This window comes from Sanguibacter sp. Leaf3 (assembly GCF_001425965.1).
Classification (GTDB): domain Bacteria; phylum Actinomycetota; class Actinomycetes; order Actinomycetales; family Cellulomonadaceae; genus Sanguibacter; species Sanguibacter inulinus.
Genome location: NZ_LMRH01000001.1, coordinates 1,511,476 through 1,532,839, shown reverse-complemented (window position 1 = coordinate 1,532,839; position 21,364 = coordinate 1,511,476). Strand labels below are relative to the sequence as shown.

The 21,364-nt window shown below is 71.0% G+C and carries 23 protein-coding genes; 5 read left to right on the top strand and 18 right to left on the bottom strand.

Annotated elements, in window-relative coordinates; genetic code table 11:
• Nucleotides 1-82: 82 nt before the first annotated feature.
• The 3 genes from dprA to ASG53_RS06620 all read right to left on the bottom strand — a co-directional run bounded on the left by dprA (nt 83) and on the right by ASG53_RS06620 (nt 3,497).
• Complete coding sequence (gene dprA / locus ASG53_RS06630; RefSeq protein WP_235533852.1) at nt 83-1,147, bottom strand: DNA-processing protein DprA; 1,065 nt, start codon at nt 1,145-1,147, stop codon at nt 83-85.
• 428 nt (nt 1,148-1,575) lie between these two features.
• On the bottom strand, nt 1,576-3,114 hold the full coding sequence (locus ASG53_RS06625; protein ID WP_056129995.1) for a YifB family Mg chelatase-like AAA ATPase: 1,539 nt from the start codon (nt 3,112-3,114) through the stop codon (nt 1,576-1,578).
• The gene (locus ASG53_RS06620) at nt 3,114-3,497 is read right to left on the bottom strand and encodes a YraN family protein (protein ID WP_056129992.1); all 384 of its coding nucleotides are present in this window, start codon (nt 3,495-3,497) and stop codon (nt 3,114-3,116) included. The genes ASG53_RS06625 and ASG53_RS06620 overlap by 1 nt, the downstream gene beginning before the upstream one ends.
• A 277-nt stretch (nt 3,498-3,774) precedes the next feature.
• Between ASG53_RS06620 and ASG53_RS06615 the strand changes: the two genes are divergently transcribed.
• The 4 genes from ASG53_RS06615 to ASG53_RS06600 all read left to right on the top strand — a co-directional run bounded on the left by ASG53_RS06615 (nt 3,775) and on the right by ASG53_RS06600 (nt 7,211).
• Nucleotides 3,775-4,527 carry a Crp/Fnr family transcriptional regulator gene (locus ASG53_RS06615; RefSeq protein ID WP_056129989.1) on the top strand — a complete coding sequence of 251 codons (753 nt, stop codon included), beginning with the start codon at nt 3,775-3,777 and terminating at the stop codon, nt 4,525-4,527.
• A gap of 74 nt (nt 4,528-4,601) precedes the next feature.
• On the top strand, nt 4,602-5,054 hold the full coding sequence (locus ASG53_RS06610) for an RpiB/LacA/LacB family sugar-phosphate isomerase (RefSeq protein WP_056129986.1): 453 nt from the start codon (nt 4,602-4,604) through the stop codon (nt 5,052-5,054).
• A 392-nt stretch (nt 5,055-5,446) separates the two neighbouring features.
• Nucleotides 5,447-6,967, top strand: a complete 1,521-nt coding sequence (locus ASG53_RS06605) for a molybdopterin-dependent oxidoreductase (RefSeq protein WP_056129974.1) — start codon at nt 5,447-5,449, stop codon at nt 6,965-6,967.
• A 19-nt stretch (nt 6,968-6,986) separates the two neighbouring features.
• The gene (locus ASG53_RS06600; RefSeq protein ID WP_056129972.1) at nt 6,987-7,211 is read left to right on the top strand and encodes a hypothetical protein; all 225 of its coding nucleotides are present in this window, start codon (nt 6,987-6,989) and stop codon (nt 7,209-7,211) included.
• Between the two features lie 177 nt (nt 7,212-7,388).
• Here ASG53_RS06600 and fdxA read toward each other — a convergent pair whose 3' ends face one another.
• The 3 genes from fdxA to ASG53_RS19810 all read right to left on the bottom strand — a co-directional run bounded on the left by fdxA (nt 7,389) and on the right by ASG53_RS19810 (nt 9,991).
• Complete coding sequence (fdxA, locus tag ASG53_RS06595) at nt 7,389-7,754, bottom strand: ferredoxin (RefSeq protein WP_056129969.1); 366 nt, start codon at nt 7,752-7,754, stop codon at nt 7,389-7,391.
• A 230-nt stretch (nt 7,755-7,984) separates the two neighbouring features.
• Entirely contained in the window at nt 7,985-9,793 is a 1,809-nt protein-coding gene (locus ASG53_RS06590) for a cupredoxin domain-containing protein (RefSeq protein ID WP_056129964.1), read from the bottom strand.
• Between the two features lie 39 nt (nt 9,794-9,832).
• Complete coding sequence (locus tag ASG53_RS19810) at nt 9,833-9,991, bottom strand: hypothetical protein (RefSeq protein ID WP_156382681.1); 159 nt, start codon at nt 9,989-9,991, stop codon at nt 9,833-9,835.
• An 88-nt stretch (nt 9,992-10,079) separates the two neighbouring features.
• On the opposite strand from ASG53_RS19810, the gene ASG53_RS06585 reads away from it, so the two are divergent.
• On the top strand, nt 10,080-10,808 hold the full coding sequence (locus tag ASG53_RS06585; protein ID WP_200945452.1) for a helix-turn-helix transcriptional regulator: 729 nt from the start codon (nt 10,080-10,082) through the stop codon (nt 10,806-10,808).
• Between the two features lie 153 nt (nt 10,809-10,961).
• Here the strand turns inward: ASG53_RS06585 and ASG53_RS06580 are convergent, their stop codons facing one another.
• From ASG53_RS06580 to ASG53_RS06525, 12 genes are all read right to left on the bottom strand, one after another.
• A complete protein-coding gene (locus tag ASG53_RS06580) occupies nt 10,962-11,309 on the bottom strand; it encodes a hypothetical protein (RefSeq protein WP_056130864.1) in 348 nt (115 codons plus the stop codon).
• A gap of 291 nt (nt 11,310-11,600) precedes the next feature.
• Entirely contained in the window at nt 11,601-11,900 is a 300-nt protein-coding gene (locus tag ASG53_RS06575) for a DUF2469 domain-containing protein (RefSeq protein ID WP_056129958.1), read from the bottom strand.
• Nucleotides 11,901-11,907: 7 nt separating this feature from the next.
• A complete protein-coding gene (locus ASG53_RS06570; RefSeq protein ID WP_056129955.1) occupies nt 11,908-12,648 on the bottom strand; it encodes a ribonuclease HII in 741 nt (246 codons plus the stop codon).
• Complete coding sequence (gene lepB, locus ASG53_RS06565; RefSeq protein ID WP_056129952.1) at nt 12,645-13,379, bottom strand: signal peptidase I; 735 nt, start codon at nt 13,377-13,379, stop codon at nt 12,645-12,647. Before lepB ends, ASG53_RS06570 begins: the two co-directional genes overlap by 4 nt.
• A 165-nt stretch (nt 13,380-13,544) precedes the next feature.
• On the bottom strand, nt 13,545-13,901 hold the full coding sequence (gene rplS / locus ASG53_RS06560; protein ID WP_056129949.1) for a 50S ribosomal protein L19: 357 nt from the start codon (nt 13,899-13,901) through the stop codon (nt 13,545-13,547).
• Between the two features lie 276 nt (nt 13,902-14,177).
• On the bottom strand, nt 14,178-14,954 hold the full coding sequence (trmD, locus tag ASG53_RS06555; RefSeq protein ID WP_056130861.1) for a tRNA (guanosine(37)-N1)-methyltransferase TrmD: 777 nt from the start codon (nt 14,952-14,954) through the stop codon (nt 14,178-14,180).
• A gap of 1 nt (nt 14,955) precedes the next feature.
• Nucleotides 14,956-15,606 (bottom strand): ribosome maturation factor RimM, encoded by a 651-nt coding sequence (gene rimM / locus ASG53_RS06550; protein ID WP_056129946.1) that lies wholly within the window; start codon nt 15,604-15,606, stop codon nt 14,956-14,958.
• Between the two features lie 109 nt (nt 15,607-15,715).
• Complete coding sequence (locus ASG53_RS06545; protein WP_056129943.1) at nt 15,716-15,955, bottom strand: RNA-binding protein; 240 nt, start codon at nt 15,953-15,955, stop codon at nt 15,716-15,718.
• Nucleotides 15,955-16,404 (bottom strand): 30S ribosomal protein S16, encoded by a 450-nt coding sequence (gene rpsP / locus ASG53_RS06540; protein WP_056129940.1) that lies wholly within the window; start codon nt 16,402-16,404, stop codon nt 15,955-15,957. The genes ASG53_RS06545 and rpsP overlap by 1 nt, the downstream gene beginning before the upstream one ends.
• Nucleotides 16,405-16,615: 211 nt before the next feature.
• Nucleotides 16,616-17,761, bottom strand: coding sequence for an amidohydrolase family protein (locus ASG53_RS06535; protein WP_056129937.1), 1,146 nt, complete (start codon nt 17,759-17,761; stop codon nt 16,616-16,618).
• Between the two features lie 13 nt (nt 17,762-17,774).
• Nucleotides 17,775-19,358: a signal recognition particle protein gene (gene ffh, locus ASG53_RS06530; protein WP_056129934.1), complete on the bottom strand. Its 1,584-nt coding sequence runs from the start codon at nt 19,356-19,358 to the stop codon at nt 17,775-17,777.
• Between the two features lie 39 nt (nt 19,359-19,397).
• The gene (locus tag ASG53_RS06525; protein WP_056129932.1) at nt 19,398-21,320 is read right to left on the bottom strand and encodes a [protein-PII] uridylyltransferase; all 1,923 of its coding nucleotides are present in this window, start codon (nt 21,318-21,320) and stop codon (nt 19,398-19,400) included.
• Between the last annotated feature and the right edge of the window lie 44 nt (nt 21,321-21,364).

Genomic DNA, 21,364 nt, shown 5'->3' with positions numbered 1-21,364 from the left:
CCAGGCGACCAGGCGTCCACGCCCACGCCCACGCCCACGGTGGTCACAGCAGACCGCCCGGTCGCTCCTGGTCGCCGCGCAGTCATCGACCACGGCCCGCGCGCCTCCAGCCCGCCTCGCTCCGGGCAGCCTGCCCTCTGAGCTCGAGGACCCCCAGGGCAGACATGACCTCGTGGGGTGCCAGCCCCGAGGACCGCGCCAGCGCCTCGACCGTCGCGGGCCTGCGGACAGGGAGGGCGTCGAGCGTCGCGATGGCACCGTCGTCGAGACCGTCGTCGGGACGAGCACCGCTCTCGTCCCGACGCGCCTCCTGCTCTGCGAGCTCGGCTACCCCGTCACCCGCCGCACCTGTGAGCTCGAGGACCTCTGCGACGTCCGTCACGCACACGGCGACACCCTCCCGCATCAGGCGGTGGGACCCAGCCGAGGCAGCCGAGGTGACGGGGCCAGGGACGGCTCCGACGGGTCGACCGAGCCCGGCGGCGAGCCGAGCCGTCACCAGCGACCCTGACCGCCACGCCGCCTCGACGACGACGGTCGAGCGCCCGGCCGCTGCGATCAGCCGGTTACGCCTGAGGAACCTCACCCGGCTCGGGACCGCGCCGGGCGGCACCTCGCTCAGCAGCAGACCGCCCCGGTCGACGACTGCCCGCAAGAGGGCTGTGTTCCCCGCTGGGTAGAGGCGGTCGACACCGCCTGCCAGGACGGCGACGGTCACCCCGCCCACGGCGAGCGTCGCCCTGTGCACCGCTGCATCGATCCCGTACGCACCTCCGGAGACCGTGCCGCGGCGAGCGTCGACAAGACCCGCAGCCATCTCTGCCGCGATCCGCTCGCCGTAGTCGGTGCTGGCCCGCGCGCCGACGATCGAGACCGCCTCCGCGAGCGCCTCGTCGACCCTGACCGTTCCCCGTACCCAGAGGCAGAAGGGCGTCTCGTCACCCAGGTCGTCGATCTGCACCGGCCACTCGCGGTCACCCGGGACGACCAGACGTCCACCGAGCCGTCCGAGGTTCGTGAGGTCGACCTCCGGGTGGACCCGGCCCACGCGCAGCGCCCACCGCCCGGCTGCCGACAACAGCCGTCGCTGCGCGGCCGGGTCGTCGACGCCGAGGACCTCGCACAGACCGACGACCCCGCGTCGCACCGATGCTGGGGACCCGAGCACGTCGTCCCGCGACGGCTGACCAGTCGCTCCACCCTGCTGATGACGAGTGCCGGTCGGAGCTGGTGCTGCTGACCCTGCCGGTCCCGCGAGGGCGGCACCCACTCTCACGGTCGGGCCGACCTCGCCCCGTCCGGCCGGCGTCACCGGGGCCGCGGACGGGGGTGGCTGGCCCTGGGCCACAGTCGCCCTGGTCAGCGAGGCCCGAGTGGTCGAGACCTCTCCAGCAGGCGACCAGGTCGGCCCGCCGACTGCCAGGCTCTCCACCCACCGGAGGGCGTCGACGGGCCCCACCGCACGCACCAGCGCCCCGGCGGTGCTGTCCGCCGGCTCGGCGATCCGGCTCCAGGCCGCCCGCGCCAGCCGCTCCTCGTCGTCGGCACTCCCCACCCCCGCGCTGCTCCCCGCGCTCACAGCCCGTGCCCCCGCGTCCGGAGCATCAGGGCACGTCCGATGTCGTCAGGCTCGGGGCTCAGACGGCCGGCGAGGTCAGCCAGCGTCCACGCGACCCGCAGCACCCTGTCGGCGCCCCGCAGGCTCAGCGTCCCCCTGTCGAGCGCCGCGTCGAGATCCCGGAGGAGCACGCGCCCGTTCCCGATCTTGTCTCGCAACCAGGTACCCGGCACCTCGCTGTTCGTGGTCCACCCCGCGGGGCGCAGCCGCTCACGAGCAGCCTCACGCGCCTGGAGCACCCGCCGCGCCACGACGTCCGTCCCCTCGCGGACCGTCTCGTCCATCGCATCGAGCCGGGTCACGGGGTGCACCTCCACCTGCAGGTCGACCCTGTCGAGCAAGGGGCCGGACAGCCTCGCGAAATACCGCCGCCGGGCCATCGGCGTGCAGGAGCACTCGAGCCCCTTCCCGATGGACAGCCCGCACGGGCAGGGGTTCGCGGCGAGGACGAGCTGGAACCTGGCGGGATACCGTGCGCTCCCAGCCGCCCGCTGGATCACGAGCTCACCGTGCTCGAGAGGCTGCCGGAGCGTCTGCAGGACCCGTGGGGAGAACTCAGGTGCCTCGTCCATGAACAAGATGCCGCGGTGCGCCCTCGAGGCTGCACCTGGTCTGGGTGTGCCGCTGCCACCGCCCACCACGGCTGCCGGCGTCGCGGTGTGGTGGGGGTCTTCGAAGGGCGGCCTGTCCAGCAGGCCTCGGGACGCGTCGAAGGTCCCCGCCACAGAGTGCACAGAGGTCACCTCGATCGCCTCCGACTCCGTGAGCGCCGGGAGCAGGCCCGGCAGCCGCTGAGCCAGCATCGTCTTGCCGGTGCCCGGCGGTCCGACCATGAGGAGGTGGTGCCCACCGGCGGCGGCGACCTCGAGCGCGGCACGGGCGGACGCCTGCCCCACCACGTCGCTCAGGTCGCCGAGGTCGGTCCTGACCTGAGCCGTGACGAGACCTCCCGGCCGGACCCCGACGTCGGGCGGGACGACGACGTCCGCCCCGTAGCGTGCGACGACCTCTGCGAGCCTGTGCGCACCGTAGACCTCCATGCCCGGCACCAGACCTGCCTCGGCGGCGTTCGCCGCTGGGACGACCACCCGGGTGACACCCGCCGCCGCTGCCGCCGCGACTGCGGGCAGGACCCCACGGACCGGGTGGACCCGTCCGTCGAGCCCGAGCTCACCGAGGTGGACGGTCCGGGCCAGGCCCTCGTGGCGGACGAGACCCGCCCCCGCGAGCATCGCCACGGCGATCGCGAGGTCGTAGCCCGACCCGGACTTCGGCAGCGAGGCAGGTGACAGGTTGACCGTCACCTTCCGCTGGGGCAGCACAAGACCCGTCGAGGCGACGGCGGCGCGCACGCGGTCACGCGACTCGGCCAAGGAGGTGTCGGGCAGGCCGACGAGCGTGAAGCCCGGCACCGACGCTGCGAGATGGGCCTCGACCTCGACGAGATGCCCCGTCATCCCGACGAGGCAGACTGCGAGCGTCACCCCGAGCCCCATCAGACGACCCCGACCAGGTGCTCGAGCCGCGCGGGCTCGTCACGCACCAGCAGGACCGCGACGACGTCGATCCGCACCGAGAGCGGCCGCTCGGCGAGGGTCTGGACGACCCGCCCGGCCAGCCACTCCCCCGCCAGACGACGCAGCCTGGCGAGCTTGACTGGCGTCACCGCCTCGGCTGGATGGCCGTACCCGAGACCCGTGCGGGTCTTCACCTCGACGACCACCAGCTCACGCCCCTCGAGGGCCACGATGTCGATCTCGCCACGGGTGCCTCGCCAGTTGCGCTCGACGACCACCCATCCCGCAGCGACGAGCATCTGCGCCGCGAGATCTTCGCCGTAGCGGCCCACTGCAGCCCGGTCTGTCCTGTCCACGTCCATGTCGTACCTCCGAGACAGACCATGCGCCGGAGACCGTCACCCAGGCGACGAGACACTGTCGACCTGTGGACGACGGGTCACGATCACCATCTGTGGACGGACGGCGGAGGAGGACGCAGATGTGGAGCACTGTCATAAGCCTACAGAAAGCCCTATAGTCACTTTTGACTCAAAGATGAGATGGCTGGCATTCGCGCTGGGCCCAGAGCCCTGGCTCGGGCTGGCCGCGCGCAGTGGCTCTGAGGCTCTAGACGCGCGCCGAGACACGGAGGGCACGATGACCACCCGGGAGACACTCCTTCTCACCCCACCTGCAGCACCAGGGTCAGGCCGTGACCGCTCGCTCGGCAGGCGTCTGGAGATCCTGAGCCGCATGCCGTGGCTCGCGAAGGCAGCACCTGGAGACATCCGGGCCGTCGAACCGTTCGTCCGATCGCGCCGATACCGGCCCGGAGAGCTCGTCTACGGTGTCGGCATCCCGGCAGACCACCTCTTCTGCGTGGTCTCGGGTGCCGTGAGGTTGGTCCGGACCTCGACCCACGGGCGGGATGTGGTCACAGACATCCTCGGCCCCGGAGACAGCTTCGGAGGACCGGGTCTGCTGGGCCACCTCCTGTACCCAGACAGTGCCCAGGCGATGGCCAGGACACAGGTCTTGACTATCCCTGCCGACAGGCTCGTCGAGATGATGGACCGGCGGCCCGGGCTCGCACGGGCCGCCCTCGAGGAAGCCCTCCACCGCGTGGAGCAGACGCGTCAGACGATCCGCCGGCTGTCTGCGGACAACCCTCAGCAGCGCGTCGCGGCGGTCCTGATGCTGCTCGCCGACAAGTTCGGGACCGAGCAGGACGGTGCGCTCGTCCTCGCGCCCTCCCTCACCCGGGTCGAGATGGCGGCATCGACGGGGCTGAGCGCGGAGACCGTGAGCCGGGTGATGAGCCTGCTCCGCGACGACGGGATCATCGGCACGGGCCGCCACTGGACGTCCGTCCTCGACAGGGGCCGGCTCGCCGAGATCGCAGAGGGGTGAGAGCCGGTCACGCGGCACCGCAGGACGAAGCCCAGCACTCGACGCAGGAACACCGACGACAGGAGACGACAGACATGCGCATCGTGATCGGAGCCCCAGCCAACGGGGCAGCACTGCGAGACACCCTGAAGGCCTACCTCGGAGCAGACCACCGGGTCGGCGAGGTCGTCGACGTGTCCCGGGCGGACTCAACCTATCCAGCCGTGTCCTTCGCCGCAGGGAAGGCGATCGCCGAGGGGCGCGCCGACCGCGGGATCCTGGTCTGCGGGACCGGGGTAGGGACCGCGATCGCCGCGAGCAAGGTACCGGGTGTCCGCGCGGCGACAGCCCACGACCTGACGACGGTACGAGGTTCTGTCGAGAACTACGACGCCCAGGTGCTGTGCATGGGGCAGGACGTCATCGCCGCAGCCGCAGCCGTCTCGCTCGTCGACCTCTGGCTCGACCTGAGGCACGACCCAGCGAGCAGCTACGCCACGAGACTCGTCGAGATCACGGACTTCGAGGCGTCGACGACGCAGTCCTGACCAGCGCAGCAGGGACGACCAGGATCTCCGGCCTCGCGAACCTGGTCGTCCCCGCCTCCTCCGACCACCATCGAGCAGTACGTGATCTGGATCATGTACCGCAGGCAGACGCCTCGATACGTTCATCTGGTTGACGAGCATTCTTGGCCGGTCTGCCTCGAGGACGAGACGGACGGGGCAGCGGGACGATCCCCCGGCTGAGGGGTCCGTGACGGCACAGGCGCCGGACGGCATCCTCGGCCACCTCAGAGCACGCAGCGCCACGACGCGGTCGACATCCTGAAGATCACCGGCTCCATCGCGGGCGCGGGGGTCTCACGAGCATCGCTGGACGTCGGCCCAGGCGCATCATCTGCCGGGTCGCCGAGCAGCCCTGAGCAACGGAGAGAGCAGTGGACGACCCGAACTTTCCCCTGTGGCTGCAAGCCACTCACCTGATCAACTTCGTGCTGATCGGCATCCTTCTGCGCAGCGGGTGGGAGATGCTCACCTCGCTGCCTAGGCTGTGGTGGCGCAACGACAGCAAGCCCGGCACCGAGTGGCTGAAGTTCACCCGCCGTGAGCTGCCTCAAGAAGAAGGCGTGTACACCTCGCTGATGGACGAGCGGAGCGCGAGCCCGGTCTTCACGCTCCCCGGTCGCAAGAACATCGGACTGGCACGCCACTTCCACGGGCTCGGCGTGATGCTGTGGATGCTCAACGGGATCGTCTACGTCGCCCTGCTCTTCGGCACAGGCCTCTGGCGACGGATCGTCCCGACCGAATGGTCGGTCTTCCCCGAGGCCTGGGCCTCCCTGAAGATCTACGCGGGGCTCGGCACGCCGGGCATCGAGCACTTCCAGCCCTACGACGCGCTCCAGATGCTCGCGTACACGGGCGTCCTCTTCGTGCTGGCTCCTCTGCTCATCGTCACGGGGCTGGCGATGGCACCAGCGGTCAGGTCGAGGTTCCCGCGGTTCGTGAAGCTCCTCGGCGGGCACCAGGGCGCACGGTCGCTGCACTTCATCGCGATGGTCCTCATGACGCTGTTCATCGTCATGCACGTCGGCCTGGTCTTCCTCGTCCACGCCGAGTACAACCTGCCGCACATGATCTTCGGGGTCACAGACACCGCCAGGTACGCCCAGGCCTTCACGATCGCGATCCTCACGATCGTGGTGGTCTTCGCCTTCTGGATCGGGCTGAGCTACGCGTCGCTCCTCGATCGCCCGCGCACCCAGAAGATCCTCGTCGCACTGACCGAGCCGGCACGCAGGTTCGGGCTCGGATGGATGCGGCCACGGATGCAGGACCAGACCGTGTACACCGAGAAGGACCTGTCCGAGTTCCACTGGACGAACGGGCTGCCACCCACGCAGGACGAGTCGCCCGAGTGGCTGGCGCTCCGGGACGGCGGATGGTCGGACTGGCGCCTCGAGATCGGCAGCACCCTCGACGGCAGCTCCGTCACGGTGTCGCTCGACGACCTCAAGGCGATGCCGAAGACGGAGTACATCGCGGTCCACACGTGCATGCAGGGCTGGTCGGCGACCTCCCGATGGACGGGGGTGCGACTGGCGGAGGTCCTCGACCTCCTCGGCCCACGCCCTGAGGGTGCGAGGTACGTGATGATCACCTCGCACGGCCTCGCCCAGGAGATGTGGGACCACCGACCGCGGGAGCCGTTCTACACCGTCCTCGACCTCAAGATGGTCGCAGAGGCCGACACGATCCTTGCCTACGAGCGCAACGACCGTCCCCTGGACATCCACCTCGGCGCACCGCTTCGACTGCGGGTGGAGTCGAACCACGGCTACAAGATGGTCAAGTGGGTCAGGTCCGTCGAGTGGATCCGCGACTACGCCGACTACGGTGACGGCCGCGGAGGCACTCGTGAAGATGGCGCCATGCAGGCCTTCAACGGCGTGATCTGAACCAGGAGGCGACGAGGTGATGAGCACGATCTTCCCCGTCGCGGGGATGACGACCCACCGCGACGTGCTCAGGGTCCGTGCCGCGATGTACGCACTTGCCGGCGTCGGGGGCTTCTCCGCTGAGCTCACAGGCACCGGTGCTCGCATCATCCTCAAGCACACGGACGACGTCGTGCTCGACGCTGACGTGGTCGACCGAGCGCTGCGCACGGCGGGCAGGTACTCGGTCGCCGCTCCGGCATGACCTGTGGACCGAGACGGTCTCGCCCCCGCCGCGCGGGGGCGAGACTCTCTGGGCGCTCCGCGCCTGGAGGGACGTCAGAGGTCAGGCCGCACCCCAGCCGTCGCCCCACCCCTGCTCGCACTGGGACTCGGGGAGCGCCTCAGCACGAGACGTCCCCGACGCACTGCCGCGCACACGTCACGCGGACTCTCCTGCGCCTGGTGGGACGCGAGCGGGGAAGCTCGCGACGAGCTCGGTGTCCGCACCGACCACACCGAGGGCGGCCGCGCCGCCCGGGTTCTCCAACGGTCCGCTCCTCCCGTCGAGGGTGACGGCGAAGAAGTCCGCGTTGTCAGCCAGGAAGGGCTCCAGGTCCGGCGGCAGGTCGTCTTCGTAGAAGATCGCCTCGACCGGGCAGACGGGCTCGCAGGCCCCGCAGTCGATGCACTCTGACGGGTTGATGTAGAGGGACCGTTCACCCTCGTAGATGCAGTCGACGGGACATTCTTCGACACACGCCCTGTCCAGGACATCGATGCAGGGTTCGCCGATCACATACGTCATCTGTCTCAGCTCTCTCGTCGTCTCTCGATGGACCTCGATCACGGTGATCGAGGGTGGGCCAGGCCTCGGTGCCACCTCCGCAGACCTCGCGGGTAGGCGTTCTTGGCACTCGAGGCACGGACCTCGGAAATACGCTCAGATCTGCGCTCTGCTCTCCTCTCTGGTTCAGTCCGGGTCCTCTTTCTCCTGCCGTGCCCGGCAGGACGTGGACCGGCAGGACGGTCGTCTCGTCACCCGGCGACCTCGAGGATCCCGTGCGCTCCGCGCTCGGCGTCGACCATGCGGAGCGAGACGAAGGGGTAGTGCCCGGCCTCGGCCGGGACCAGCTCGACGAACCCGCCCTGCGCGGGTCGCAGTCCTAGGGTCTGCGCTCCGCCGGTCGCCCCGCCGGAGCTGTCAGCCCCCACGACGCGCACGTCGAAGACCATGCCCATCTGCCGGTGACCGGCGACGGAGCACCATCCCGACAGGTCGTCTCCGACGACCCCGACCTCGACGCGCGCGGACTCCTGCGGCGCGAGCCGCCCCGAGCTCGCCCCCGTCTCGAGGACGAGGTCGTGGACGCTGTCGTCGGTGTTGGTCACGACGAGGACCAGCTCGTCACCGGCCCGGACGTCGACCGACGACGGCTCGAACCGCATGTCGCCGAGCTCGACCGCGACCTGGACCACAGCGCCGGTGGGTGGCACACCAGTGGCAGCCGCTCCGGCGCCGAGCCGCTCAGGGTCTGCCGCGATCCCCACCACGACGACGAGCGTCAGGACGGCACCAGCCGCGAGGACCTGCCCGCGCTGCCCCCGGAGCCTCGAGGGGACACGCACAGCACCGCCCAGGCCGGGAAGACCGCTAGACGTCACGATCGAGACGGTCGGCTGCCGCCGCGCCCGTCGGGCGAGGACCGCGACACGGACGAGGAGGACAGGTGTCCAGACCAGCGCGGCCACGACGACTGCCGATGCTGAGACCACGAGCAGACGCGGACCGGGGAGCAGGCTCAGGGCGAGGCCGCCGTTGACCAGGACGAGCCTCACGGTCCCCCAGCTGTCGGCGACGGCGTTGGTGACCCTGACCACAGCGGGACCTCCGCCCAAGATCATGGGGACGAGATAGCTCGACGCGCCGAGGAGCACCTGGACCGCGAAACCCACGACGACGAGGGCGAGCAGTTCCCCCACCCGCACCTCGACCTCGGGCCATCCTGCTGCGAAGACCAGCACGACCAGCCACGCGAGGACAGAACCGCACCACCACAGCGACGCTGCGGCCACCGACCGGGTCGCGAAGGAGCCGGGCCTGCGCCGCCTGGCCTCGTCGACCAGCGGCACGGCGCTGCGGACGAGCCCCGCGAGATAGGCACCGAGACCGACCGCTGCGAGCCACCGCAGACCGAGCACGGCGCCTGTCACCACCAGGACGAGACCGAGCACCAGGGCGACGAACCCCTGGCGGGCCGGGCGCGCGCCGCCGGGCTGCATCCGGACCCTGAGCATCGTCGGCCAGAGGGTCACGAGGGTCCCCACGACCGTCAGGCCGACCCATCCGAGCAGCATCGCCCCCACGTGGGCGACGTAGAGGCGGGAGTGGGCCTCCCCTGACGCCCGGCCCAGCAGGACACCGAGGGCGATCCCGACCGGCAGGCTCGCAGCGGCGACGACGAAGAACCAGGTCGTCCACCCCAGCATCGATGTCAGCGCGCGACGGCTCTGGTCCCACAGGACGACGCCGTGCCAGACGGCGACGAGCCCCACGAGCACAGCGCCTGCCACGACCACGGCCAGGCTGCCGACGACCGTACCGACGACCGTCGTCGTCGCACCGACGGTGTGCGTGACGAGCCGGATCGCCTGGTCGCGGTGCCCACCGCGCAGCGCCCGTCGCCTCACTGCCTCGGCGAAGTGCGCGCTCCAGATGAGGATGGCTGTGCTGACGGCCCCCAGGAGCAGCGTGTGCACGACAATCCACCGAGCCTCCGGGACACCGCTGTGCACGAGGGCGACCAGCGCAGCGGCGACCAGCCATCCGAGGACGAGGGCATTCACCCGGAGGTGCCAGCGAGATCTCACAGAGGCGTCCGCGGGTCAGACCGCGACAGGAGGGACGAGGCTGAGGTGCCAGGCCGAGAGGCCAGGCTCGGCGTGGCTCGCGACGAACCCGGCGGGCCAGCAGACCTCGGCCGGCCGGAGCCTCCGAGAGGGGTCGCGCTCGGCCTCGTCCACGGTGATCAGGACCTCGTTCACGGGATACCTCCAGCTGCGGGCCGCGACTGCCCGTCCGAGATCCCCCGGAGACTGGCGGCGTCAGTCATATATTCTTACACTGATCTCCGTGGATATTGATCGGACCGCGAAGACTCTTCCTCACGACGGCCTGGGCCCAGCACCCGTGCCCGAGGCAGCGATGTCGACATCAGCGATGTCGACGTCTCGACGAGCGCTGCTGGCCGCGCTCAGGTCGCAGTCGCAGCCGACCACCCTCGTCGCCCTGGGCGGCGCCACAGGCCTGCACGTCAACACGGTCCGGGAGCACCTCGCGGCCCTCGTCGACGCCGGCCTGGCCGTCCGCGGCAGCAGCGTGCCGGACGGACGCGGAAGACCAGCCGCGACCTACGTCGCGACGGGCGCTGAGCATGCTCTGGTGAGCTCGGAGTACACAGGTCTCGCTGCAGCGCTGGCCTCGACGATCCGGCGCACGAGCAGCACACCGGACCGCGATGCCGCGGTCGCGGGCGCCGAGTGGGGTCGCGACCTCGTGCGCAGGTCGCCGCCAGCACCCGAGCACGACGCGGACCCGCGCAGGCACGTGGTCACGCTGCTCGCTCAGCTCGGCTTCGCGCCGCAACCCGGCGGGCAGCCGTCGACCACCCTGCTCACCCGCTGCCCGCTGCTGACCACAGCCCAGGCCTACCCCGACGTGGTCTGCGCCGTGCACCTCGGCATCGTGCAGGGGGTGCTCGACGCTGACAGAGCCGACGACGTGAGCGCCGAGCTCTTCCCGTTCTCCGACCCTGGGGCGTGCAGGCTCGAGCTCAGCAGGGGCGACGGAGCCCACGGGTGACGTCGGACGCTCCGACCACCGCAGGCCCACCCCCGCCACCAGAGCAGGCCTGCGGGCCGAGGCACCACCCCCGCCGCGACCCGCCCGGCGACGCAGCCGCGTCATCGCGCGCGGCGAGGCAGCAGCGTCATCGCGCCCGAAGAGGCCGCAAGATCATCGCGCCCGGAGAGGCTGATCAGACGGTTCGACACCCGTGACTGTCGTCAGCAGGAAGACGGAGTCTTCTTCGGCCAGCACTGCGTGCCGCAGGTGGGTCAGCACCGCGATCTCCCCAGCCGCCATGGCCTCAGCCTGCCCGCCCGTGACGCGCACGCGACCGAGGAGCACCTGCAGGCTCGCAGCGTTCGGCGAGTTGTGCTCCGCGAGCTCGGTCCCCGCCGCGAGGGCGATGAGCGTCTGCCGCAACGGCCCGTCGTGCAGCAAGAGCTCGGCACTGCGGCCATGGTCGGCAGCACGTGCCGCCTCGAGGTGGGACTGGGCAAGACGTCCGAGATGAGCCATGGTTCCCTCTGGGTGCAGATCGCAGGCGAACCTGCCCGGCACAGTCGCCGCCGCAGGGTGCGCTGGCGAGCTCCAGGCCGACGGTCCGCGCCCCGCGTCAGGACGGGCGGCACGACCGGCGTGAGCATCACGCACGAAAGAAGCATACCGGACACCTCGCCCTTCACGGACGTCGTCCAACCATCGGGTGTCGCGCAGGACGCCGACGCCGACGCCGACGACCATCGGTCCAGACGACCCGGTCGGTCCCGGGTCCGCCGCCGGACCCGACGACGCCCCGGCATCCGTCCGCTACAGGTCGAGCTCTGCCTGGGCCAGCTCTTCGACGTTGACGTCCTTGAACGTCACCACGCGCACAGACTTCACGAACCGCTTCGAGCGGTACACGTCCCACACCCAGGCGTCGTTGAGCCTCAGCTCGAAGTACACCTCTCCGGCAGCGGACCGCACCTGCAGGTCGACGCTGTTGGCGAGGTAGAACCGCCGTTCGGTCTCCACGACGTAGGCGAAGAGCCGCACCACGTCGCGGTACTCGCGGTACAGCGCGAGCTCCATGTCGGTCTCGTAGTTCTCCAGGTCCTCAGCACTCACTGGACCATCATGGACCATCCGGGGCGGCGCCCGCCGCCGCAGCCACCCCTGGGAGACGCCAGCTGACCCTGTGGAACGGGCTCGGGCCGTGCTCCGACAGTGCTGCGACGTGCTGGGCGGAGCCGTAGCCCTTGTTCCCGATCCAGCCGTAGTGCGGGTGCTCCTTCGCCAGCTGGACCATCGCCGCGTCGCGTTCGCACTTGGCGACGACGCTCGCCGCGGCGACCGACGCGCACGAGAGGTCGGCCTTGACCCGCGTGTGGACTGTCGGAGGCAGATACCCCGCAGGTGCGGCGACCTCCTCCCCCTCGAGCATCGTCAAGAGGTCCGGCTCGGGCTCGGTCAACCAGTCGTGCGAGCCGTCGAGCAGCACGAGGTCGACGGGACCCGAGATCTCGGAGACCGCGACGAGGGCACGCTGACCGGCGAGGCGCAGGGCACGGATGATGCCCATCGCGTCGATCTCCGCGGCGCTCGCGGACCCGACAGCCGTGGCGACGGCCCACTCGTCGATGAGCGGCAGGTACTCGGTACGAGCCCGGGCTGTCAGCACCTTGGAGTCGGTGAGGCCGACAGGGCAGGGCCCTGTCACCCGGTCCACCACGCACACACCCACGCTCACAGGACCAGCGAGAGCTCCGCGGCCGACCTCGTCCATCCCGGCGAGCCGCGCCGTCCCGGAGGCGAGCAGCGTCGACTCGACCGCGAGGTCGGCGAAGACCGGTGGGACTGCGGTGCGCGTGCTCACGGTGCCGGGACGTCCTCGAAGGTCTCTCCGGGGTTGCGCAGCCAGCCGAGGTGGTCGAAGGGCCAGACCTTGACGAAGGCCGTGCCGACGACGTTGTCGACGGGGACGAACCCGCCGCCGGGGCTGCCGGCGTTGTAGCGGGAGTCGCTCGAGTGGGCACGGTTGTCACCCATGACCCACAGGAAGCCCTCGGGGACCGTCTGGTCGAACTCGAGCAGCGACGGCGCGGAGCCCGGCTTGATGTACGGCTCGTCGATCGACTGCCCGTTGACCGCGACACGACCCTCGGAGTCGCAGCAGGTGACGTGGTCGCCCTCGACCCCGATCACACGCTTGACGAGGTGCTCGCCCGAGTCCTGCGGGAGCAGCCCGACGAAGGTCAGCACGTCCGTGACGCCCTGCTGGAAGGCGTTGCGCTGCGGCTGAGGCGTCCCGGCGAGCCAGGTACCCGGGTCCTTGAAGACCACGACGTCGCCACGGTGGACGTCGAAGACCCCGGGGACCATCTTGGACACGAGGATGCGGTCGCCCTCGACGAGCGTGTCCTCCATCGACGAGCTGGGGATGAAGAAGGCCTGGACGAAGAACGACTTGATGACCCACGAGAGCACGAGAGCGCTCACGACGATGATCGCGACCTCGCGCAGGAACGAACCCTTGCGCTTCTCGGCGGTCGCTGCACCCGCGTCGGTCGAGCCGTCAGGGTGCGCTGCGTCAGGAGTCACTCGCATACTGTCCCACTTCCTGGAGGTGATCATCGAATGCTCTCGGTCCGCGAGTCGCGGCGTGGGCCCACGCCACCCTCGGCGGGCACGCACGAGGGCGGCCACCTCGGTGGCCGCCCTCGTGTGAGAACCGTGCTGCTCCTGCGGCTCGTCAGACGAGCCGCACGAGGATCACTTGGAGACGAAGTCGCGCTTCTCCTTGATCTTCGCCTTCTTGCCGCGAAGCTTGCGGAGGTAGTACAGCTTGGCGCGACGCACGTCACCGCGGGTGATGACCTCGACCGACTCGATCGACGGTGCGTTGGCGGGGAACGTACGCTCCACCCCGACACCGAAGCTGATCTTGCGGACCGTGAAGGTCTCGCGGACGCCGCCGCCGACGCGGGCGATGACAACACCCTGGAACGCCTGGACACGCGAGCGCGTGCCCTCGACGACCTTGACGTTGACCTTGACCGTGTCGCCGGAGCGGAAGGCCGGGATGTCGGTACGCAGCGATGCTGCGTCGACGCTGTCGAGCGTGTTCATGTTCTCTCCCCGTCCTGCCACAGGTCAGGTACGTCTCGTGGGTCCGGCTGCGCGAGGCTGCCGTGCCCATGGTGATGAGTGGATGTGGTGCCTCACCGGTCGCAGGACCGGCATCCCGTGAGGGTTGCCGTGCGACGATCGATCAGAGCAGTGAAACAGCTGTGTTGGACGCCCCTGTGGCAGTGTCCGGTCCAGCGTGCACCAAGGGTTGATTCTGCCACAGCCCGACAGGTGAGCACTACCCGCCCGCCGAGCGGCCCGATCACGCCCCGCCTGTCAGGCCTGGTGGAACCGGCCGTCCTCGCCGGGGAGCCAGCCGTGCCCGGTCAGCAGCGCGCGGTCGGCCTTGTCGAGCATGCTCGGGTCGAGCGCCTCGATCATGTCCGGACGCCGCGCGATCGTGCGCTCGATGGCCCTGTCACGGCGCCAGCGGGCGATCTTCGCGTGGTGGCCGCTGAGCAGCACCTCAGGGACGTCGAGGCCCTGCCAGCTCGGCGGCTTGGTGTAGACGGGGTACTCCAGGAGCCCGGCCTCGCCGTGCGACTCCTCGACGAGGGACTCGGGGTTGCCGATCACGCCGGGCAGGAGACGCGCGACGGCCTCGATCATGACGAGCGAGGCGACCTCGCCGCCGTTGAGGACGTAGTCCCCGATCGACAGCTCGCGGACGGTCCCGCCGGCCGCCCGGTGGTGCTCGGCGACGCGGGCGTCGATCCCCTCGTAGCGCCCGCAGGCGAAGACGAGCGCGGGCTCGAGGGCCAGCTGCTCGGCGACGCGCTGCGTGAAAGTCTCCCCCGACGGCGTGGGGACGACGAGGGTGGCGTCGGGCGTGAGGACGTCGGCCAGGGCCGCGCCCCACACGTCCGGGCGCATGACCATCCCGGCACCGCCGCCGAAGGGCGTGTCGTCGACGGTGCGGTGGCGGTCTGTCGCCCAGGACCGCAGGTCGTGGACCGTGAGGTCGAGCAGACCTGACTGCGCGGCCTTGCCGACGAGCGAGAGCTCGAGCGGGGCGAGATAGTCCGGGAAGATCGAGACGACGTCGATGCGCAACTCAGCGACCACCCTCGGACGCGTCGGTGCTGTCGGCGCCGTCAGTGCCCTCAGTCCCCTCGGTGCTGGGCTCCTGAGCATCTTCAGCCTCGGCGGCGTCTGCGGCTGCTGCCGACCCCTCCTCGGGGATCGCCACCTCGAGGTTCGCGGCGTCGCGGGCGAGCAGCCCGCCGGGCGGGTCGAGCACGACGCGTCCACCGGCCACGTCGACGACCGGGACCATGACGCGGACGAAGGGCACGAGCGTGCGGGTGCCGTCGGTCTCGCGCAGGACGAGCATGTCGTGGGCCGGGAGGTGGTCGAGGCCGACGACCTCCCCGACGACGGTCCCGTCCAGGAGCTCGGCGCGCAGACCGGCCAGCTCGTGCGGGTACCAGGCGTCTTCTTCGTCCGAGGAGTCGACGTCGACGACGAGCTCGATGCCGCGCGCCTGCTCGGCCGCAGTGCGTCCCGAGATCTCCGCGAAGGCGACGTGCCAGCGGCCGTTCTGCACACGGGAGGACACCACCGTGAGCGGTCCCGCCGAGGCGGGGATCGTGCGGAGCACCTGACCGTCGGCCAGGCGGAGCTCGGGGTCGTCGGTGCGCAGGTCGAGCGCGACCTCTCCGCGCAGACCGTGAGCCCGGCCGATCGTGGCGACTGTCAGTTCCATTCCCACTCCTCCATCGCGCCCCGGGTGCGGGGCTCCAGACGCACCGAGGCCCGGCTCACCAGTGGTGGCCGGGCCTCGGTCTACAGACTTGTCTGACTGCCTGAGGCAGTCAGCGACGATCTACGTCGACGACGTCTACGCGCACTGAGGAGTCCCCAGCGAGCGCGCCGATGACGGTTCGCAGCGCACGAGCGGTGCGACCCCCACGGCCGATCACCCGTCCGAGGTCGTCGGGATGGACCCGGACCTCGAGGAGCTCGCCACGGCGCAAGGCCTTGGCGTTCACCTGCACGTCATCGGGGTTGTCCACGATTCCGCGCACCAGGTGCTCGAGAGCGTCGGCGAGCATCAGGCCTGCTCCTCCGCGGAGGCGTCAGCCTCAGGGGCAGCGTCAGCCGATGCGGCGGCGGCTGCAGCAGCCTTCGCCTCGGACGCCTTCGCCTTGGACTTCTCGGCGTCGGCCGCAGCAGTGGCGACAGCCTCTGCGACGGACTCGGCCGACGGCTTCTCCTTGGTGCGGAGGGTACCCTCTGCGCCCGGGAGGCCCTTGAACTTCTGCCAGTCACCGGTGATCTTGAGGAGCGCGGCGACCTGCTCGGTCGGCTGTGCGCCGACTCCGAGCCAGTACTGTGCGCGGTCCGACGTGATCTCGATGAGCGACGGCTCCTCGGTCGGGTGGTACTTGCCGATCTCCTCGATCACACGACCGTCGCGCTTGGTGCGCGAGTCGGCGACGACGATGCGGTAGTACGGAGCCCGGATCTTGCCGAGGCGCTTGAGACGAATCTTGGTGGCCACTGTGGTGGTCTCTCCTGGTTCTGAAGGTGGTGGACTGCTCACCGCTCCGGCGGGGTGCGGTGTGATGAGCTGGTCCGAGACACGACACTGTCCGGAGAGAGGGGCCGGGCATGCCGAGTACGCGGCTGATTATGCCAGACCGGCAAGAGTGCCCGCCACCTCCTGGGAGGGCGGGTTCACGGTCGGCTGCGTCACCCTCCTGGCCGATCGCTCACGTGGCTCGTGCAGCACGCTCACCGGGCGCCACGAGAGCGCCTCTCACCACGACCGCCAAGGGCGCCGCGAGCACCGTGACGTCGTGCCGCGGGTGCGACGGATAGACGACGAGGTCGGCCGACGGCGCGTCGAGCAGGCCCGGCATCCCCAGGTACTCCCGGGTGCGCCAGCTCGCCGCAGCGAGGACCTCCGGGGCGGGCACGCCGGCCCGCACGAGCTCGGCGCACTCCTGCGCGACCAGCCCGTGCCCGAGGGTCCCGCCCGCGTCGGTCCCGACGAGCAGCCTGACACCGGCCTCGTGGAGCGCGGCGACGTGCTCGTACCGCCGGGCGTGCATCCGCCGCATGCGGGCCGCGTAGACCGGGAACTTCGTGGCTCCTTGAGCAGCGATCTCCTCGAAGCGCGCGACCTGGAGCAGCGTGGGCGTCACCGCGACACCGCGACGGACGACCTCGGCGACCTGGTCGTCGGTCAGCCCGGTCCCGTGCTCGAGGCAGTCGACCCCGGCGGCCAGCAGGTCGTCGAGTGCTTCGGTCGAGAAGGTGTGGGCCGTGACGCGGGCTCCACGGGAGTGGGTGACGGCGACGGCCTCGGCGAGCAGGTCGGCGGGCCACAGCGGGGTGAGGTCGCCGACCTCGCGGTCGATCCAGTCGGCGACGATCTTGACCCAGCCGTCCCCGCGGTCGGCCTCCTGGGCGACAGCGTCCGGGAGATCCGCGACGTCGTCGAGCTCGCGTCCGTAGCCGCGCAGGTACCTCTTGGGACGGGCGAGGTGGTGACCAGCCCGGATCAACCTCGGCAGGTCGTCCCGCTCGTCGATCCACCGGGTGTCAGCAGGCGACCCGGCGTCGCGCACGAGCAGGACCCCGGAGTCGCGGTCGGCGACAGCCTGGGCCTCGGCCTCGTCGCGGCCGACCGCGCCGTCGGGGCCGAGGCCGACGTGGCAGTGCACGTCGACCAGACCGGGGACGGCGACCCCGTCGATCCGGACGGTCTCCCGGCCCTGGGCAGACGGGCCTGCAGGCCGCTCGAGCGTCAGCCGCCCGTCGACCACCCACGCGTCGCCGACCTCGTGATCGTCACCGAGCACGACGGTCCCGTGCAGGTGGATCGTCGGGAGGTCGACCGTCCGGCTGCTCATCGCAGAGGTCTGCTCAGCGGCCGAGGAACTTCTCGAGGCCCGGGGGCAGCTCGAGGGGGGCCTCGTCCTTCGCAGCCCCACCCATGCCGAAGGCCGAACCTGTGGGCGTCGAGGGCCCGGCGGTCAGTCCCTGCTGCTCGGCGACGCGCTTGGCGGGGTTGCCCGAGCGGCCCTTCTTGTTCTTCTTCGCCGGTGCCTGACGACCACGCTGCTTCTTGCCGCCCATGCCGGGCAGGTTCCCCATGCCGGGCATCCCCGGCATGCCGCCGCCGCGGCTCATCTGCTTCATCATCTTCTGCGCGCCGGCGAAGCGCTCGAGCAGCTGGTTGACGTCGGTCGTGGTGACGCCCGAGCCCTTGGCGATGCGCGCGCGGCGCGATCCGTTGATGATCTTCGGGTTCTCGCGCTCGCCCGGGGTCATGGACCGCACGATCGCCTCGACGCGGTCGACCTCGCGCTCGTCGAAGTTGTCGAGGGCCTCGCGCATCTGCCCCATGCCCGGGAGCATGCCGAGCATCTTCTTCATCGAGCCCATGTTGCGCATCTGCTGCATCTGGACGAGGAAGTCGGCGAGCGTGAAGTCCTTGCCCGACGCGAGCTTGTCGGCCATGTCCTGCGCCTGGTCGGCGTCGAAGGCCTTCTCGGCCTGCTCGATGAGGGTGAGGACGTCACCCATGTCGAGGATGCGCGAGGCCATGCGGTCGGGGTGGAACACCTCGAAGTCGGTGAGCTTCTCACCTGTCGAGGCGAAGAGGATCGGCTGGCCGGTGACGCGGGCCACCGAGAGGGCCGCGCCACCGCGGGCATCACCGTCGAGCTTGGACAGCACGACACCCGTGAAGCTCACGCCCTCGGCGAAGGCCTGGGCCGTCGCGACGGCGTCCTGGCCGATCATCGCGTCGATGACGAAGAGGATCTCGTCCGGGTTCGTCGCGTCGCGGATGTCAGCGGCCTGCTGCATGAGGTCCGCGTCGACACCCAGGCGACCGGCGGTGTCGATGATGACGACGTCGTGCTGGCGGGACCGTGCGGTCTCGACACCGGCGCGCGCGACGGTGACGGGGTCACCCGTCGAGACGCCCGACTGGCCCTCGGCGCCCTGGTTGCCCGGGTCGGGCGCGTAGACCGGGACCCCGGCCCGCTCGCCGACGACCTTGAGCTGGGTCACGGCGTTGGGGCGCTGGAGGTCGGCTGCGACGAGCAGCGGCGTGTGGCCCTGCTCGCGGAGGTTGAGCGCGAGCTTTCCGGCGAGGGTCGTCTTACCGGCACCCTGGAGGCCGGCGAGCATGATGACCGTCGGCGGGTTCTTCGCGAGGTTGAGGCCGCGGCTCTCGCCGCCGAGGATCGCGACGAGCTCCTCGTTGACGATCTTGACGACCTGCTGGGCCGGGTTGAGCGCCCCGGAGACCTCGGCGGAGAGGGCGCGCTCGCGCACGGTCCCGGTGAACTCACGGACGACCGAGACCGCGACGTCGGCGTCGAGCAGGGCACGGCGGATCTCCCGGACCGTGGCGTCGATGTCGGCCTCGGACAGTCGTCCCTTGGTCCGCAGGTTCTTGAACGTCGACGTCAGTCGATCTGACAGGGTGGCGAACACCGTTGCAATCCTCACCGTTCGCTGGAAGTGGCTGAAGGGTCAGACTACCGGGTGATCCTCCTGCGCGGCTGCACCCGGGCTCCCGGTCCCCGCAGGACGGTCCCCCGTCTGGGCGCCACCGTCGGGCACGCCGAGCGCGACCGCAGCCCGCCTGTAGAGATCGTCGACCAGGCGGGCGCGCCACGTCGTCCAGCCGTTGGGGCCCAGGGACGAGGAGTCTGCCTCGGTGAGCCCGCGCAGCACCTCGAGGAGGTCGGCGCGGTGGTCGACCGCCTCGAGCAGCTCGTCGAGGGTGGCCGGGTCGTCGGGGTCGCTGCTCACGGCGAGCCTGGAGAGGGTCAGGTGGTGGGCGACCATCCGCTGGACGTCGGCCACGACGGCGTCGTCGAAGCCCATGCGCCCGACCACGTCGGGGATCAGCCGCGCCCCGGTGACCGAGTGGTCCTGCGCACCGGCCCGCTTGCCGATGTCGTGCAGCAGCGCCGAGAGCAGCAGGACCTCAGGCAGCGCGACGGTCTTGCGCCAGCCGCGGGCCCGCGCGGCCACCTCGATGAGGTGGCGGTCGACGGTGTGCCTGTGCACGGCGGCGCGCTGGGGCCGGTTCCGCACGCCGACCCACTCCGGGATCCAGGACGTGACCACCCCGGCCCTGTCGAGCGCCTCCCAGACCGGCACCTGCGCGGCTCCCGACCCGAGCAGGGTGAGCAGGGAGGCGCGGGCCTGCCGCGGCCACGGCCGTGGCAGCGGAGGGCACTGGGCCAGGCTCGACGCCGAGACGGGCGAGAGCGCCAGGCCTGTGCGCGCGGCTGTCGCGGCGGCGCGCAGGGCGAGCAGCGGGTCGGCGGCCGGGGCGGCGTCGACGGCGAGGACGAGCTCGCCGTCGTGCTCGACGAGCCCGTCGCCGACAGAGCGCAGCCGTGGGGCGGCACGACGTCCACGGATGAGGAACGGTCGCGAGACGAGCGGTCGCTGGAGCGCCTGGCGGGCGCGCCGCAGCGTGGTGTCGAGGCCGTAGGAGATCTCGCGGCCGGCGTCGGCGAGGCTCGCGAGGAAGTCGTCGGGGTCGGAGTACCCGCAGAGCACGGCGACCTCGTCGAGGTCGGCGAGCCCGAGCCGGTTCGTGTGGCGCCGGGTGGTCAGCTGGAGGGCGTCGCGGGCGTCGAGCAGGTGCGAGTACGCACGGTCGACGGCGCCGTGGGGCCTGTCGGTGAGCCACGTGGCTGCGAGGGCCGTGAGGATCACGGCGTCGCGGATGCCGCCGCGGGCCTCTTTGAGGTCGGGCTCGATGAGGTAGGCGAGCTCGCCGTGGCGGGTCGCGCGAGTCTTGGTCGACGCGACGAGCTCGGGGAGCCTGCGCCGGGCGGCCGCGCGCCAGTCTTCCAGGACGGCGGACGAGGCCCTGTGGGCCACGACCGAGTCGCCGGCGATGGGACGCACGTCGAGCATTCCCATGGCCGCGGGGAGGTCTTTCGAGGCGATCTGGCGGCACTGGGCCAGGGTGCGGACCGAGTGGTCGAGCTCGAGGCTCGCGTCCCAGATCGGGTACCACAGGGCCTCGGCGAGCTCTTGGACGGTCTGCGCGGAGTGCGAGCGTCCGTCGTGGACGAGGACGAGGTCGAGGTCGGAGACCGGGCCGAGATCACCCCGCCCGAGGCTGCCGACCGCGGCGAGCGCGATGCCCGCAGTGTCGATCTCGGCTGTCGCGGTGTCCCAGAGCTCGGCGAGGCGGGTGCTCGTGAGCTCGACGAGGGCCGCGCGACGGGCCCTTCCCTGCTCGGCCGGGACCGGCCGGAGGGCGGCGGTCATCGCCTCGGTCGCCGCTGTCCCACGAGCCGGCGCTGTCGCCGGGCCCGCGGGCCCGCTGAGGGACATCGCGAGGTCGATCATCTCGGACCTGAGGTCCCGCACCCCGGCGGGGTGCGGGACCTCAGGTGAGCCGTGCTGGCTGGGCTGGTCCGACATGGTGCTCCTCGTCCAGCCGAGCCGAGCGGGGCCGTGGCCCCGTT

Bases quoted from the DNA above. Each gene is read 5' to 3' on its own strand.
- ASG53_RS06625 (WP_056129995.1), bottom strand. From the start codon at position 3,114: ATGGGGCTCGGGGTGACGCTCGCAGTCTGCCTCGTCGGGATGACGGGG.
- ASG53_RS06620 (WP_056129992.1), bottom strand. From the start codon at position 3,497: ATGGACGTGGACAGGACAGACCGGGCTGCAGTGGGCCGCTACGGCGAA.
- ASG53_RS06615 (WP_056129989.1), top strand. From the start codon at position 3,775: ATGACCACCCGGGAGACACTCCTTCTCACCCCACCTGCAGCACCAGGG.
- ASG53_RS06610 (WP_056129986.1), top strand. From the start codon at position 4,602: ATGCGCATCGTGATCGGAGCCCCAGCCAACGGGGCAGCACTGCGAGAC.
- ASG53_RS06600 (WP_056129972.1), top strand. From the start codon at position 6,987: ATGAGCACGATCTTCCCCGTCGCGGGGATGACGACCCACCGCGACGTG.
- fdxA (WP_056129969.1), bottom strand. From the start codon at position 7,754: ATGACGTATGTGATCGGCGAACCCTGCATCGATGTCCTGGACAGGGCG.
- ASG53_RS06580 (WP_056130864.1), bottom strand. From the start codon at position 11,309: ATGGCTCATCTCGGACGTCTTGCCCAGTCCCACCTCGAGGCGGCACGT.
- lepB (WP_056129952.1), bottom strand. From the start codon at position 13,379: ATGCGAGTGACTCCTGACGCAGCGCACCCTGACGGCTCGACCGACGCG.
- rplS (WP_056129949.1), bottom strand. From the start codon at position 13,901: ATGAACACGCTCGACAGCGTCGACGCAGCATCGCTGCGTACCGACATC.
- rimM (WP_056129946.1), bottom strand. From the start codon at position 15,606: ATGGAACTGACAGTCGCCACGATCGGCCGGGCTCACGGTCTGCGCGGA.
- ASG53_RS06545 (WP_056129943.1), bottom strand. From the start codon at position 15,955: ATGCTCGCCGACGCTCTCGAGCACCTGGTGCGCGGAATCGTGGACAAC.
- ASG53_RS06535 (WP_056129937.1), bottom strand. From the start codon at position 17,761: ATGAGCAGCCGGACGGTCGACCTCCCGACGATCCACCTGCACGGGACC.
- ASG53_RS06525 (WP_056129932.1), bottom strand. From the start codon at position 21,320: ATGTCGGACCAGCCCAGCCAGCACGGCTCACCTGAGGTCCCGCACCCC.